15 protein-coding genes are annotated in these 16,177 nt (G+C 43.8%); 5 read left to right on the top strand and 10 right to left on the bottom strand.

The window, feature by feature from the left end:
• Window positions 1–49: 49 nt before the first annotated feature.
• The gene (locus GT575_RS05710) at window positions 50–286 is read right to left on the bottom strand and encodes a hypothetical protein (RefSeq protein ID WP_022217191.1); all 237 of its coding nucleotides are present in this window, start codon (window positions 284–286) and stop codon (window positions 50–52) included.
• A 120-nt stretch (window positions 287–406) separates the two neighbouring features.
• Here GT575_RS05710 and GT575_RS05705 point away from each other — a divergent pair, with 120 nt between their 5' ends.
• Window positions 407–1,318 (top strand): AraC family transcriptional regulator, encoded by a 912-nt coding sequence (locus GT575_RS05705; protein ID WP_161171690.1) that lies wholly within the window; start codon window positions 407–409, stop codon window positions 1,316–1,318.
• A 98-nt stretch (window positions 1,319–1,416) separates the two neighbouring features.
• Complete coding sequence (locus GT575_RS05700; RefSeq protein ID WP_117874676.1) at window positions 1,417–2,469, top strand: alpha/beta hydrolase; 1,053 nt, start codon at window positions 1,417–1,419, stop codon at window positions 2,467–2,469.
• Here the strand turns inward: GT575_RS05700 and GT575_RS05695 are convergent, their stop codons facing one another.
• From GT575_RS05695 to GT575_RS05675, 5 genes are all read right to left on the bottom strand, one after another.
• Window positions 2,470–4,320, bottom strand: coding sequence for an alpha-amylase family protein (locus tag GT575_RS05695; RefSeq protein ID WP_161171689.1), 1,851 nt, complete (start codon window positions 4,318–4,320; stop codon window positions 2,470–2,472). It lies immediately after the preceding gene.
• Between the two features lie 114 nt (window positions 4,321–4,434).
• Entirely contained in the window at window positions 4,435–5,400 is a 966-nt protein-coding gene (locus tag GT575_RS05690) for a PfkB family carbohydrate kinase (protein WP_055223808.1), read from the bottom strand.
• A gap of 389 nt (window positions 5,401–5,789) precedes the next feature.
• Window positions 5,790–5,990 (bottom strand): cold-shock protein, encoded by a 201-nt coding sequence (locus GT575_RS05685; protein ID WP_015533189.1) that lies wholly within the window; start codon window positions 5,988–5,990, stop codon window positions 5,790–5,792.
• 149 nt (window positions 5,991–6,139) lie between these two features.
• Entirely contained in the window at window positions 6,140–8,659 is a 2,520-nt protein-coding gene (gene glgB, locus GT575_RS05680) for a 1,4-alpha-glucan branching protein GlgB (protein ID WP_161171688.1), read from the bottom strand.
• A 24-nt stretch (window positions 8,660–8,683) separates the two neighbouring features.
• Entirely contained in the window at window positions 8,684–9,364 is a 681-nt protein-coding gene (locus GT575_RS05675; protein WP_015533191.1) for a hypothetical protein, read from the bottom strand.
• A 297-nt stretch (window positions 9,365–9,661) separates the two neighbouring features.
• Here GT575_RS05675 and rpsT point away from each other — a divergent pair, with 297 nt between their 5' ends.
• Window positions 9,662–9,925, top strand: a complete 264-nt coding sequence (gene rpsT, locus GT575_RS05670) for a 30S ribosomal protein S20 (RefSeq protein WP_055143958.1) — start codon at window positions 9,662–9,664, stop codon at window positions 9,923–9,925.
• 153 nt (window positions 9,926–10,078) lie between these two features.
• Here the strand turns inward: rpsT and holA are convergent, their stop codons facing one another.
• Entirely contained in the window at window positions 10,079–11,098 is a 1,020-nt protein-coding gene (gene holA / locus GT575_RS05665) for a DNA polymerase III subunit delta (RefSeq protein ID WP_015533192.1), read from the bottom strand.
• Window positions 11,099–11,361: 263 nt separating this feature from the next.
• On the opposite strand from holA, the gene pdxS reads away from it, so the two are divergent.
• Together pdxS and pdxT are read left to right on the top strand one after the other, a co-directional pair.
• Window positions 11,362–12,240, top strand: coding sequence for a pyridoxal 5'-phosphate synthase lyase subunit PdxS (gene pdxS, locus GT575_RS05660; RefSeq protein ID WP_004848658.1), 879 nt, complete (start codon window positions 11,362–11,364; stop codon window positions 12,238–12,240).
• Between the two features lies 1 nt (window position 12,241).
• Window positions 12,242–12,805, top strand: coding sequence for a pyridoxal 5'-phosphate synthase glutaminase subunit PdxT (pdxT, locus tag GT575_RS05655; protein ID WP_022217183.1), 564 nt, complete (start codon window positions 12,242–12,244; stop codon window positions 12,803–12,805).
• 89 nt (window positions 12,806–12,894) lie between these two features.
• Here pdxT and GT575_RS05650 read toward each other — a convergent pair whose 3' ends face one another.
• The 3 genes from GT575_RS05650 to GT575_RS05640 all read right to left on the bottom strand — a co-directional run bounded on the left by GT575_RS05650 (window position 12,895) and on the right by GT575_RS05640 (window position 16,127).
• On the bottom strand, window positions 12,895–13,845 hold the full coding sequence (locus tag GT575_RS05650) for a YitT family protein (protein WP_119998943.1): 951 nt from the start codon (window positions 13,843–13,845) through the stop codon (window positions 12,895–12,897).
• Between the two features lie 81 nt (window positions 13,846–13,926).
• A complete protein-coding gene (locus GT575_RS05645) occupies window positions 13,927–15,549 on the bottom strand; it encodes a DNA internalization-related competence protein ComEC/Rec2 (RefSeq protein ID WP_330577035.1) in 1,623 nt (540 codons plus the stop codon).
• A gap of 266 nt (window positions 15,550–15,815) precedes the next feature.
• Window positions 15,816–16,127 (bottom strand): hypothetical protein, encoded by a 312-nt coding sequence (locus tag GT575_RS05640; RefSeq protein WP_243142506.1) that lies wholly within the window; start codon window positions 16,125–16,127, stop codon window positions 15,816–15,818.
• Between the last annotated feature and the right edge of the window lie 50 nt (window positions 16,128–16,177).

Here is a 16,177-nt window from a genome sequence, read left to right as displayed (position 1 = left end):
ACATCATTTATATCATCAAATCCCTTGCACTTTGATATCAGATACAGGGTCACGCTACGTTTTGTCTTTTATAGACTTCTTCAAAATGTCTGTTTAAACCGTCATTCACATTGTTATTCTTTTGACCGGCCAACTCTCCTACCTCCTTAACTAATGTAGTGGGGGATTTTCCGCATTTGGTTTCTTTTAGATAAATATTTTTTATATCATACCATATACAGACTATCAGAAACACGATCCGCGGCTTTTCATATCTCTCTGGTGAATCCTGACTGATCCAATACATCATCACCTCCTTGACCTGCATATTAACAAACCGATATGACTTTCATATGTCCATTATAACAATTTACTACAAATATGTGCTATAGTGATATACATACATTACATGGAGGTAGAAAACCATTTGAATTGGACCGAAGGACTTATTAACGCAATTGATTATATTGAGACTCACCTTATTGACGGTGAAGTATTGGACCAAAATACAATAGCCAGGCAGGCTTACTCCTCTCCCGACAACTTCAGAAAAGTATTTCATCTAATCACGGGATATACTATAGGGGAATATATCAGAAACCGCCGGCTTTCCCTGGCTGGAGAAGAACTCATTTCATCCAACCGCACGGTGACTGATATTGCACTTGAATACGGATATGACACACCCGAAAGCTTCACGAAGGCTTTCACACGCTTTCATGGAAACTCTCCAACTTATGTTCGAAATAACAAGTCCGGTCTCCATAATTTCACCCGGATTGTATTAAGGGTCACAGCAGATGGGGGATCTATGCTCAACTACAGAATCGTTAAGATCAACAACATGTGTATTGCCGGTTATTCCAGGGTTTTCACAAGCCTCGATACCGCGAAAAATAATGTTCTGATTCCAAAATTTACAAGAGAATGTTGCAGTCAAAGCTGGGATAAACTAATGGAAATTAAATCCACTGATGAAAAACCAAATAACTGCTTATTCGGTTACAGATCAAATGATTTTATAAATATTGATAAGTTCAATAATGAAATTTCATGCTTTAATTACACATTTGGACGAATGATCACAAAACAAGAAATTTCCGGATTAAATATATCCGATTATTCGATAACAAGCATTCCTGACGGCGAATGGATCTGTTTTGACTGTTCAGATACTACTCCTGCCGGGCAGCAGTCACTTTGGTATAAAATTTACACAGAATTTCTACCATTTTCTCATTATAACATAGCGCCTGACATAACCTTAGAGTGTAGCAATGTATCATTAAAAAAGAAACAAAATTACCTTCTCCTGCAAATCCGCCCCGACAAGGTTTAACCATTGCTGACAGGTCATAATGCAACTCCTGTGATATTGTTTTTATAGTATTTCTCACTTATATGATAATTACTAAATACAATCAAAGGAGGCCTTTTATGAAAAAGGAATTAACAATTTTGACCACATTCAGCATAGCTATTATATTAGTTGTCACCGGGTGTCAGCACTCGTCAGCATCTAAGAATGACTCTACTGTCACCCAATCGGTCACCAGCTATTCTTCATCCGAAGATACGTCAATCAAAAAAGCAACAACAAGTGAAACCTCAGTCAAAGAAATCACAACTGAGGAGCTTACTACAGAAGCGCCAACTCCAACAGGTTTACTTCCAGAGGAACGTGCCAGCATAACCATGGGAAAACTCTCTCCCGAGCACATGTATTATAACGAGGTGACAACTCTTGATCCCGCCTGTGCAGACTATATCAACGAATTATCCATTTATGATGCTGAGATAGATGACACTTTTGTTGTCCATATATCTCTTCCACCTGATTATAACGAAGCAAGCTCATATCCAATGGTTGTTATGACCGATGGAGTCTGGAGACTCAGTGATCACCCTGAACTCAGACCTCTTATGACATCTGGCCAGATACAGGACGTTATCCTTGTCAGCATAGGATATCCAAACACTTACAATTATGATGTCATCAGAAAAAGAGATCTCCAGACTAACCCTGATTCATTCCTGCATTTTATTGTAGATAACCTGATTCCTTACCTGGAAGAAATATACTCTGTAAACCCTGAAAATATGACTCTCACAGGACATTCCCTAGGTGGATACTGGGCTTACTACGCTCTGTTCCATAATGACACTATAGGAAAAAATACATTTGCAAATTATTATATTGGCAGTCCTTCCATGTGGGCAAATACTGACGGCAAATTCATGTCTACGTACGAAGAAGAATATTACAATAGAACACAGACTCTAAATGCTAATGTCTATGTAACCGTAGGTGCAGATGAGGATAAAAACTTCATATCTTCTATCGAGGATTTCTACAATGATTTACAAGAGAGAAATTATTCTGGCTTAAACCTAACCTACGAAAAAATAGAAGGCTATGACCATAACACAGTCTTTAAGCCTTCTATCAAAAATACTCTTCTTATGTTCTATAAAAAAGATTCCGAATAACTATCTGTAGAACCACCAGCATCCATATCTAGGCATGACTGCTCCAAGCTCGCGGAGTGTCTTGCCTGATATGAGATCGGTATATATGTCAGCCTGATCCTCAGGCATAGTCCAGATGAGCTGATCCATGTTGCTGAAGTTGAAAAATGCCCTCAGCTCATGTCCCGCATATTCCCTCACTATTCCGAGGACGCTTGCACATCCTGTCTCTATGGTGTAGACATTTGCATTACATGAAAATACATCATGCGATGCTCTTATATCCTCCATGTGGCGCAGCGCGTCAAATATCTTCATGGCTACAGGATCTTTATTTTCAACCTTGTCCCATGGGAAGTTTCCTCTGTGCAGATATCTGCTGTCCGCACATTTGTCCGGATCATTCTTATAAGTATAATCGTTTGTCTGTCCTATCTCATCACCGCTGTACAGAACCGGGATTCCGCTCTGTGCCAGCAGGTATCCATGAAGCATGAGATCACAGGCAATGGCCTGTTCGATCTTGTCTGCATTTGCCTCGTACTGGCCGGCCTCAAGGCCTGACAGGGATGCTGTTGTTCCACACAGACGGGCATCTCCGAGTCTAGGATCATCGTTATAGAGCTCACCTCTGGAATCACTGTTGTATCCCTTTCCTGTGAAATAGTCATTCAGGAACTTCTTGTGTGCCACCTCATCTATGCCGAACTGTGCCAGCCAGTCATAGTCAAGTCCCCAGCCAATATCATCGTGGCATCTGAGGTAATTCAGGAACACATAATCCTTTGGAAGTGCACACACCTGATCCATCTGGCGCTTTAAGAGTCCTACATTCTTCGTGGCTATCGTATTCCACGTGGATGCCATGGTTGTCACGTTGTAGAGCATATGGCACTCTGGCTTGTCAACTGTTCCAAAGTATGGAACTACCTTGGAAGGCTCCATAACGACCTCTCCGAGAAGAAGGACTCCCGGACATACTATCTCACTGATTATCCTCATCATACGGACAAGAGTGTGAACCTGTGGAAGGTTACGGCAGTTTGTGCCTATCTGCTTCCATATATACGGAACAGCGTCGAGTCTGATGACATCTATACCTCGGTTTGCCATATAGAGCATGTTGCCGACCATGTCGTTGAACACCATAGGATTTGCATAGTTCAGATCCCACTGGTATGGGTAAAATGTAGTCATGACCACCTGATTACAGTCATTTATCCATGTGAAGTTACCAGGCGCCGTAGTTGGGAATACCTCAGGCACAGTCTCCTCATATATGTTAGGAACGAACCAATCATCATAGAAGAAATATCTGGATCTTGCAACAGGATCTCCATTTCTCGCTGCCCTTGCCCACTCATGATCCTCACTTGTATGGTTCATTACGAAATCCAGACAGCAGCTTATACCCTGTCTGTGACACTCTGCAGTGAGGTTCTCCAGATCCTCCATGGTTCCAAGCTCAGGCTTTACCTTTCTGAAATCCGCAACAGCATATCCGCCGTCATCTCTGCCCTTAGGGCTTTCCAGCAGCGGCATAAAATGAAGATAATTCACACCACATGACTTCACATATGGAAGCTTTTCTTTTACACCCTTCAGTGTTCCCGCGAATGCATTTGTGTACATCATCATACCTAACAGATCATTCTGCTTATACCAGTCCGGATTCTTGACACGGCTTCTGTCCAGCTTCTTGAGATCAGCATTTCTCTCCTGATAATAACCATACAGAGAATCGCACAGCCAGTCAAATGCCTCCATATTGTTGTTATAGAGCTCGCAGTAGAGCCACTTGAGCTCGTCATATCTCTCATCAAATCTCTTTGTATATTCTGCAGTCTTTTTCACTGTCTTTGAACCTGCCATTTATCTTCTCCTTTTCTGACTATAGTCAATTAACTTATCATTCTCATTTTATTTACATAATCTGTATCATTACCGTACACAACCTGTTTTAATCTGTTGCCGTATTTTTATCTATTACTGTCTCTCGGCAATGAGCTTCTCAACCTCGGATCTCTCCGGCATAACCTTGAGTGCTCCCTTGCGTGTTGTGATGATCGATGCAGCAGCATTTGCGAATACAAGCATCTCTGTAAGCTTATCAGTGTCAAGATCTTCAAGTCCATTATCAAGTACATAATTCAGCACGCATGCACAGAAAGTGTCCCCGGCGCCTGTGGTCTCTATAGTATTCTCCTGGATAAACGGCTTTGCCTCAGCGACTACATCCCCGTAGTATGCACTGCTTCCATCTCTTCCCATGGAGAGAAGTATCAAAGGTATATTGTATGTGTCCTGAAGTATCTTTATACCCTCGTCAAAATCCTCTCTTCCTGTGAACCACTGTATCTCATTATCTGATATCTTGAGCACATCACACTGTCTCATACCCCAGTCAATCTGATCATGGGCCTCGTCCAGCGTCTTCCACAGAGGCTCCCTGAGGTTCGGGTCAAATGTGACAATGCATCCAGACTCCTTTGCAGCAGCCACAGCCTTCTGTGTTGCAGCACGTGACACTTCATATGTCAGTGAGAGTGATCCGAAATGGAACAGCCTGGCATCCTTTATGATACTCTCATCCACCTCATCTGCGCTTAACATAATATCCGCTCCCGGATTCCTGTAAAATGAAAAGTCTCTGTCTCCGTCCTCGTATGTATGCACAAATGCAAGTGTTGTGTGTACATCCCTGTCAAACTTCAGATTGTCAGTGTTGATCCCGGCATCAGCCACAACACCGGCAAGCATTTTTCCAAGGAAATCATCCCCTACTTTTCCAACAAATGCAGTCTTCTTGCCAAGCTTCTGCAGCATAGCGAGAACATTACATGGTGCTCCGCCTGGATTGGCCTCCATCATCATATTGCCCTGGCCGCTGAGCCCGTTCTGTGTAAAGTCTATGAGCAGTTCTCCAAGTGCCACAACATCAAATCTCTTCATGGTACATATCCCCCTTATAATCTAAAATAAATACGTGCCTGTTTATTTAACTGTTTATCAGCAACAGCAAATGTATGAAACATGTTTCACCATATATGTGTATTCTACATTTTATCATCGCCAACCGTCAAGATGATTTTTAAATATGTGTTGTTTTTATTATATCAAACATACAATTTTAGCATATGGTGATATCTATAATATTCTTGTATTTATGTAACACGAGGCCTTGTAGATATTCATCTCAGTTCTACGCAATAGCATGCTCCGGTTCGTTGCTCATAAAAAACATCCCCTGATCATCTGTAATCATAACCCGGGGATGTTCTCCTAATTCAACATGTATTCGCTTTAAATATATGGCTGTTTTGACATATACCGCATTGTATTTACAGTTTTGTCACATTTGCCGCCTGTGGACCCTTTTCACCGTCCACAACCTCATACTCTACTGTATCTCCCTCTTCAAGAACCTTGAAGCCCTCCATATTCAGTGCTGAGAAATGTACAAATACATCTGCTCCATCCTCATCACATATAAAGCCGTAGCCTTTCTTTGCATTAAACCATTTTACTTTTCCTGTCTTCATACTGCTTCCTCCTTAAAAACTACCCGGATTCTTACGATCAGGAAGATCGTCACCCGCCTGATGTACAAAAAAGGGCACAGAACGATATCGTTCTGTGCCCCTTTGCACTTACATTGACATTATATGACCTGTTGTCTCATATTGCAAGTTTATTTTTTTCGTGAATTTATATCTTTCCGGATATCATCAGCAACAGCCGTCACTGACTTTTCTATATCAGCTATATCATCCTTGATCCCTTTTGATATCTCAGATGCTTCTTTCTTCAACTTAGCAGTCTTCTTCTCTGCATCATTCTTCAGCTCTGATGCCTTTTTCTCAGCGTCTTTCTTTATCTCCTCAGCCTTCTTCTGTGCCAATGCAGCCTTTTTCTTTGCAGCGTCCACACGTTTCTTTGCAGCAGCCTTGGCTGCCGCTTCCTTCTTCTCAAGCTCAGGCGACATATCCGTGTAATCGTACTCAAACACAACTGTTGAGAGTGGTGGAACCGTGATGTCTATACTGTAAGGAGTTCTGGCATTCTTCTTGTCCACTGCCTTGACCGGCTTGCCGTTGAGTCTGCCCTTTCCGCCAAACTGTACATCATCTGAGTTGAGTATCTCCTTGTATGTCGTGTAGCACGGAACCGGTATACTGTAATTATCTCTCTCAACCGGAGTGAAGTTGCATACGAAAAGCAGCTGCTTCTTCGGAGTTGAGCCTCGTCTTACAAATGAAAGTATGCTCATGTCTGGGTGATCGCAATCTGTCCACTCAAATCCCATTGGATCTGTGTCATTCGCATACATCGCATCATTGGTATTGTAAAGCTTGTTGAGCGCTTTGACATACCTCTCCATGCCCTGATTGAGCGGATTGTCTAAGACGAACCAGTCAAGGCTTCTCGCCTCACTCCACTCTCTAGGCTGTGCAAATTCCTGCCCCATAAAGAGCAGCTTCTTGCCCGGATGTCCATACATGAATCCGTACGCAGTTCTGAGATTTGCGAATTTGTCCTCCTCGCTGCCAGGCATCTTTTCTATCATTGAACGCTTAAGATGAACTACCTCGTCATGGGATATGACGAGAACATAGTTCTCAGCATACGCATACGAAAGACTGAAAGTCAGCATGTTCTGGTTGTTCTGTCTGAAATATGGATCCATCTGCATATACTCAAGGAAGTCATTCATCCATCCCATATTCCACTTGAACAGGAAACCAAGTCCGTCCATGGATGCCGGAGCAGTTACACCTGCCCACGCTGTTGACTCCTCTGCTATTAGATATGCCCCCGGATTTCTCTCCTCCATGATGCGGTTTATATTCTGCATGAGGGCTATCGCCTCAAGGTTCTCATTGCCACCATGCTCATTCGGAAGCCACTGTCCATCCTGCTTGCCATAGTCGAGATACAACATGGATGCCACAGCATCCACGCGGAGTCCGTCTATATGGAACTTCTCGACCCAGAACAGAGCATTTGCCGTGAGGAAGTTTGCCACCTCATTGCGGCCATAGTCAAATATATATGTGCCCCAGTCAGGATGCTCTCCTCTTCTTGGATCCGGATGCTCATAGAGAGGCATCCCATCAAAACGTCCAAGTCCGTGCGCATCCCTAGGAAAGTGTGCTGGCACCCAGTCGAGGATAACACTGATTCCCTTGCTGTGCATATAATCAACGAAATACATAAAATCTACTGCATCACCATACCTGCTGGTCGGTGCATAATAATTGGTAACCTGGTAGCCCCATGAGCCGTCAAATGGATACTCTGATATACCCATGAGCTCTACGTGCGTATATCCCATCTCATTGAGATAGTCTGCCACCATAGGAGCGAGCTCCCTGTATGTGTAGAAGCCTGCATCGTCATCCTCAACCTTCTTGTGCCATGAGCCGAGATGCATCTCGTATATGGACATAGGCATGCGCATTCTGTCAGTACGGCTGATCTTGCTTCTATCCTTCATCCATGATGTATCCTTCCACTTATAGCTGCTTATGTCTGCAACCACTGAGGCATTTTCCGGTCTCATCTGACACTGGTTGCCATATGGATCAGCTTTGTACAGTATCTCACCATATCTGGTCATGATCTGATACTTGTACACAGCGCCCGGCTCCACGCCCGGCAGGAACAGTTCGTATATTCCCTCATTCGCTGTGATCTGCATAGGATTTACATTACCATCCCAGAGATTGAAATCACCGACTACACTGACACGTCTTGCATGAGGAGCCCACACTGCAAAGTAGGTTCCACGTACACCGTCTATAGTCATAGGGTGTGCGCCAAGCTTCTCATATATATTGTAATGTCTGCCCTCCGCAAAAAGGTATGTGTCAAAATCCGTGATAAGCGATTCAAATGAATATGGATCTGCACTGTTTATAATGGTGCCATCCTCATATGTGGTGACAACATTGTACTTGTTGCCATCGTACTCCTTCTTATCAAAATAAATGGCGAACAGTCCTTCATTTGTCATCTGTTCCATGGTGTGTATCTTCTTACCTGTGCGCGATGTAACCTCTACCCTGATCGCCCCCGGCTTGTACACAACGATTATCTGACCTTCACCATAATCATGGATTCCCAGCAAATGCTTTGGCGCATTGATCTTGCTGGCAATGAGCTCATCATAGAGCACCCAGTTTATCCACTCCTCGATTCTTTTTCTCATAACTACCTCCCATTATGTAACCTTCTATCTGAATTTGTGTGGACGTGATTTCTTATAGCTTATAACCCTGACTATGATAGTAACCACAAGTCCAACAAATATCGTTCCAACATACACCCAAAGAACCTTCGTTCCCGTACCGGCCGGTATTATATCCGGCAGGACATCGTGTCCCGGAAAAAGCTCCGCATAGCTTTCTCCAAACACCATTCTTCTTATGCCATACATGATTCCGCTGCCAGATACCGCCATGGCTATGAAGCTGATTATTCCTATTATAACGCCTGCAGCGCCGCCCCATACAACACACTCATACAGTCTCCTTCTCCTTATGACTACAAAGCATGCCACCAGAAGCACAATGGATATGAACACACCATTGCTTGCCTTGGATTTGATGTCTGCAAGCTGTTCAAGCCTCATCACATTCTCAGTGGACAGATATACGTTGCCAAGCCTGTACTCCTGCTCGCTGTCCCCATCCAGAGCATCCAGCACGATACTGTATTCCACCCACGCATCAAATTCTGATAATTCCTCAGTCTGTCCGTTATTCATGACTGAACTTATCGTGCCGCTATTACTCGGCTTGTAGCTCTTCTCCGCAACCCTGCAAACGCTGAACGAACACATTATCGCCGTGGAGATGATCAGCAAGACCAGCGAAAGTGCCATTATCACCTGAAAAAATCTATATTTAAACATCTGTATATTTCTCTGCTTTTCCTGTATTATAATATGTATGGATCATTAAGACCCACTGCATATATGATACCATTTACCCCTTTTTATGTAAAGGAAAGTAACATGTTGTTTTACTTCATTTTTCTTAGGAAACAACATGAAAATAATCTGCGAAAATGCGCATTTTTTTGTTTTTTAGTCTTGACAACGAATTGCGTTTCATCTATTATATGTGAGTATGTTTACATTGAATTGTCCGTGTCCGGTTTTAATGTAAAACCTTATTATATTTAATTAGATTTTATGGAGGTAAGAATTTTGGCTAATATCAAATCTGCAAAGAAGAGAATCAATGTTATCGAGAAGAAGACACTTAGAAACAAGATGATCAGGTCTAAGGTTAAGACAGTTATCAAGAAGGTTGAGGCTGCTATCGCTGCTGGTGATAAGGCTGCTGCTCAGCAGGCACTTGTTGTTGCTACATCAGAGATCAACAAGGCTGCTTCAAAGGGCATCTACCACAAGAACAACGCTGCTCGTAAGGTATCACGTCTTGCAGTTGCAGTTAACAAGATGGCTTAAGCATCTGGCTGATAACTACATAACTTTGACACAAGGATTTGGATATATTAAACGGCTGCATATATTTGAACCAATCATAGTTATATAAAAAATAACCACTGTTTTCACAGTGGTTATTTTTTTGCCTCAATATCTAATATCATCACCAGTCTCCTACTGCATCTCACACAGCTCCACGATCATGACCTCCATCGCCGCGTTATCCATAACCTGTCCGGTCTTGAGCTTGTAGTCCATGTCCTGACAGTTCTCCACTATGTCTTTAAGCTGTGCCATGCTGTAGCCCCTGCACTGAGCCTTGTAATTCTTCACTGCCCACACCGGGCATCCTGCGATCTTCGCCAGGCTGGCGTCCTGCGCGCCATCTGATAATGCCATCTTTACCAGAAGGAGCTTGTTGAACTGTCTCATGATACATGCGTTTATCATGATCGCCGATTCCTTATTCTCAAGAAGATCGTGGTACATACTGCAAGCCTTCTCCTTCTGCTTTGCAATGATGAAGTCTATCATCTGATACACCTTGCTCTCCGCATCCTGACTGCACAGAAGATCCACATCATGCTCGCTGACCTGCTTCGTGTCTCCGGCGTAGCTTATCATCTTGTCAACCTCATTCTTGATACAGTTCATATCCATGTTAGCAGCTTCGATTATCTTGTATATCGCCGTGTCTGTGGTGGCAACACCATCGGCACGGAACAGTGACTTCACCCACGTGACCATCATCTTCTCATCAGGGGTCGCAAAATCCAGAGCCTCTCCATTCTTGTCCACAGCCTTGAACAGCTTATACCTGGTGTCCACATCCATCTCTACAAATATGGCAACTGATGTATCCTCTATCTCCACCAGCTTCTTTGCAAAATCCTCGTTGCTGCTCTTGAACAGACCACTGTTCTCCACAAGGACAACTCTTCTGTCCGCAAAAAATGGCATCTCGTTGCAGAATGCAAGAAGCTCAGATGTATCGATCCCATTTCCGGCAAATTTCATAAAATTCAGATTATCGTCCTTATCAGTCAGAGCCGACAGCAGCTTATCTCTGTACTGGTTCACGAGATACCTCTCCTCCCCATACAGAAGATATATCTTGGCAAACTCCCCCGTCTTTATATGTTGGTTTATGACCGCCATCGCGTTCTTTTTTTCCTTTTTCTTTGTTGCAGCCATTACGTTTCTCCTTCATCAAGCTTATGTCTCACAATATGATTTTCAAAATACAGTACCAGTTTCTACCATAATTATATCTTATGTGGCAAATCTGACCTGTTTTTCTATGTATTTTGATAATATCAGAGGTTATCTGACCTGTTTTTATAATCACATATTGATTATTTCTATAATGTCACTTTGGTTTTATAATCACCTACAGATTGTGAGTTTATGTACACTCACTCCAATAAACACAAATCTAATTATAACGGAGGTTCAACATGGAGACAACAGAAAGATATAAGTTAAATAAGGAACTTGCCCAGATGCTTAAGGGCGGAGTTATCATGGACGTTACAACACCTGAGCAGGCTAAGATCGCTGAGGCTGCCGGCGCTTGTGCAGTTATGGCACTTGAGAGAATCCCAGCAGATATCAGAGCTGCAGGTGGTGTATCACGTATGAGTGACCCACAGATGATCAAGGGAATCCAGAACGCTGTATCAATCCCTGTTATGGCTAAGTGCCGTATCGGACATTTCGCAGAGGCTCAGATCCTTCAGGCCATCGAGATCGATTACATCGACGAGAGCGAGGTTCTCTCACCAGCAGATGACGTATACCATATCGACAAGAGACAGTTCAAGGTTCCATTTGTATGTGGTGCCAAGGATCTCGGCGAGGCCCTCAGAAGAATCAACGAGGGTGCTTCAATGATCAGAACAAAGGGCGAGCCTGGTACAGGTGATATCGTTCAGGCCGTAAGACATATGAGAAAGATGAACAGCCAGATCGCTGAGATCGTCAGCATGAGAACAGATGAGCTGTATGAGGCAGCTAAGAAGCTTGAGGTTCCTTACGATCTCGTTCAGTACGTACATGAGAATCACCGTCTCCCAGTTGTAAACTTCGCAGCCGGCGGTGTTGCTACTCCTGCCGACGCAGCTCTCATGATGCAGCTCGGTGCTGAGGGTGTATTCGTAGGTTCAGGTATCTTCAAGTCAGGAGACCCTGCTAAGCGTGCTGCTGCCATCGTTCAGGCAACAACAAACTACAATGACGCTGATCTCGTTGCAAAGCTTTCAGAGGGACTTGGTGAAGCTATGGTTGGTATCAACGAGCAGGAGATCGCAATCCTCATGGCAGAAAGGGGTAAGTAATATGCAGGTTGGTGTATTGGCAGTACAGGGAGCTTTCGCAGAGCATGAGCATGTACTTTCCGAGCTCGGCGTACCATGCATAGAACTTAGAAATGCCGGAGATCTGAACAAGCCTTATGACGCCCTGATCCTTCCTGGCGGTGAGAGCACAGTCCAGGGAAAGCTTCTCAGAGACAGCGACATGTTCGACACTATAAAGTCTCAGATCGAGGGTGGCATACCGGTTCTTGCCACATGTGCAGGACTTATTCTTCTGGCACAGCACATCGAAGGTGATGACACTGTACACCTTGGCACTCTCCCTGTCACAGTAAAGAGAAATGCCTACGGAAGACAGCTTGGAAGCTTCCACACAGAGGCCGAGCTTAAAGGTATCGGTGAGGTTCCTATGACTTTCATCCGTGCACCTTATGTGGCTGAGGCTTCACCTGAGGTTGATGTCCTTGCAACAGTTGATGACAAGATCGTGGCGGTTAAGTACGGCAACCAGTTTGCCCTCTCCTTCCACCCTGAGCTTGACAGCGACTACAGGATCCACAAGGCATTTGTAGACAGTATCCAGTAATATATTGACTACAGTCTAAAACATATATCAATAAAGAAAGCCTGTGACATATACAGTAGTTATCTGCCGGTATATGTCACAGGCTTTTTCTAATCTATTTTTCCGGTATGCTCCAGGCCATCAAAGTCCGTCATACTCTCATGCTCAGGAAGATTTGTGAGCGGTTCTTCCTTCTCCTCTATCTTCTCAAGGATCTCCTTGTATTCATTATCCTTGATGTGGTTGCCGATGATCTCCGCCACATCCGTAACTGTGACAAATGCAGAAGAATCTATGGAATTGATGATGTTCTTCAGCTCACCGATCTCAAATCTCGTGATAACACAGTAGAGCACTGTCTTGTTGCCGCTTATCATTCCCTTGCCCTGCATGATGGTAACTGTTCTTCCAAGCTTCTTGTATATCTTGTCTGCCACCTCTCTGGCATCATCAGTTATGATCATGGCTGCCTTCGCCTGCTCAAGACCGGTCTCAACCATATCAAGCACCTTTGATGTTATAAAGTATGTAAGAAGACTGTACATCGCCCTGTCCAGACCAAAGAGCATTCCCGCAATAGAATATATGATCAGATTCATGCCCAGAACAACTCTTCCAACCGGCCAGTCTTTTTTCTTGTTCAGCATGATGGCCACGGTCTCCGTTCCATCCAAGCACCCGCCGAACTTGATGATGATACCAACTCCAAGTCCAAGTATCACACCGCCGAAGCACACCGCAAGTATGGTCTCTGAGGTTGCATTTTCAAGGGGTTTGAATATCTCCACAAATACTGAGAATACAGCCATGGAATAACCGGACTTCACCATGAACATCTTACCAAGCTGTCTTGAACCTATTATAAGAAACGGAACATTAAGAACGATCGTCAGAATACTCAGGGACACTTCTGTGAGATTATTGATCATGATACCTATACCGATGACGCCTCCGTCAAGTATGGTGTTCGGCACGAGAAATTCTTCGATAGCAAATGCAGCTATAACTGCGCCAAGTGTCAGCATTACAAATTCCAGCAGTAATTTTAGTTTTTTTGTCATACTCATCTTCCTTTCCACATCATAGTCGTTTCTTCCTTCCCCTGTTCTCCTTTCAGAATTCTTATTCTCATAACTCCCTGATCATCTGTATCCGGTTACCGAAATTCCACCATCCGTTATCTCTACACATATAGCTCCATGGTCTATGGTACTCATTACATCAGCTCCACAGGCATCCAAACGCTCCAGTGTCTCCCCGTGCGGATGACCATATCGGTTATTCTCCCCCGCCGATATGATCGCAAGATCCGGGTCGACTGCTCTCAGGAACTCCCCACTCGTAGAATATCTGCTGCCGTGATGTCCGACCTTCAACACATCAGCACTCAGATCACCGCCCTCCGAGATAAGCTCCCGTTCTCCATCTTCTCCCAGGTCTCCCGTAAATAAAACACTGTACCCTCGATACTCCAGACGGATAACCGCAGAAAGATCATTTGCATCTTTTATATCAGTTTTTTCGGACGGATGCAAGAAATTTAACCACACCTTAGCTGCATCCTTGCCACAGGACATTTGAGAACCGCCGTCCATATATATGATATTTACGCCTCTTTTCTCTGCCAGCTCAAGCAGTTCACCCATATTTTCAATATCACCATACATCGGAACCACAAGATTATCTATTCTGATACCGGAGTTCGTATCGCTTAGAAGATATTGGATACCGGACACATGATCCTTATCTCCGTGTGTCACAAATGCATAATCTACATGAGCTGCACCATAAAACTTTAGAACAGGCACCATCACGTACTCACCAACCTTATTGCTACTCGACGAGCCCCCATCTATCAATATATTTACTCCCATGCCAGCCCTTATAAGTATGCCGTCTCCCTGACCAACATCCATAAATACAACTCTGAACTCCCGGTCAAATGAAGCTGCTTCGTAACACACGCAGCACAAGGTCATGATCACAGCAGCGCACAGACAGACCATCCGCCTCCTCATCCTGGCGCAGTCTGCGCTCTTTGCTCTTACAAGCAGGATCAACACTCCAACCATAGCCATATAAAATACTACGATCATCATAACCGACACATGGCCTGTATTTATACTGTAAAATGGAATCTTCATCGCCCATTCGCAAAGCTGCCTGTATATTGCAAGTATCAGCTTCACAGGAAACGCTCCTATGCACACCGCCATCTCATTGCCCTGTAGTATCCCGGGAAAAATAAGCATAGCCGCAATCACGACGATACTCACGAATATTATCACAGAAACCAATGGCACTATGAGCAGATTCAGAAAGATCGAATACAGCGGAAACTGGTAATAATAGAATATAACAAGCGGTCCGGTGGCAAGTGTTATCGCCAGATTCATTACAAGTGTACTGACTACCTTATTCTTAGTTGGAATAAGCTTTTTCATAAGTGCTCCAGGCACCGCCATCCCCAGCACTGCGGCAAAAGACAACTGAAATCCGGCATCAAGGATGATACCCGGATCAATCAGCGCCTGTATGACTGACGCGGTTCCCGCGGATGTAAGCATATCAGGGCTTCGCCCCTTTACCTGACCGATCACAGATATCACCATCATTATCATGGCTCTTACAGTTGAACTCGCCATCCCAGTCATAACTCCGTAAAGTACGATCACAGATATAGCCATTATACCAGATGCCATATATGACCCTGTAAGCCTTCGCAGCACGCCGAATAATGTCATTCCTATTATTGCTATGTGCACACCCGTCTGGGGGTTTTTCCTGTCCAATATAGATGGCGTAACTTCTTATTATAAAGGGATAGTCAGCATACAATGCTAAGGGGGATAGCCCACTAGGGGATATACCCCCTTTGAACACCCCAGATTTGCTTATTCTTGAGATTTGTCTAATCACGCAAAACCATGTTTGCGGCTCTCTGTTATACGCATTGTATAACACCACTATATTTGTAACAAAAAATAGCGTGGCTGTCAAATCGTAGCCACACTATTTTTTGTGTTCCGTCTTACTGCTGATTCTGTTTTTCAGTAAAGAATGCCCCATAATTAAACATCTTCATGCTCTGGTATCTGCCCATGTCCAGCAGATTGTTTATTATGATTTCCACGTCCCTGTCCTCACCGGACGGCTCATGCAGTCTCTGGCATATCCTTCCATAGGCTGCAAGCATTTCACTGTAAAGTTTTTCACAGTATCTGCCTTCTGCAAATTCATTCTCTACCACACTGCTTTCCTCACAATCAAATTTATCCAGGTCATAATGTCCGTTCATCAGATCGTAGATCATTGTTTTGAATTCCTCATCCTGTACTCTCATATACATCCTCATCACTTTCCGTGCTCACCGGAATGCATAGAAAAAGGGAA

The organism is Coprococcus sp. BIOML-A2, from assembly GCF_009875795.1.
Taxonomy (GTDB): Bacteria; Bacillota; Clostridia; order Lachnospirales; family Lachnospiraceae; genus Coprococcus; species Coprococcus aceti.
This window is presented reverse-complemented; position numbering and strand designations above follow the sequence as displayed.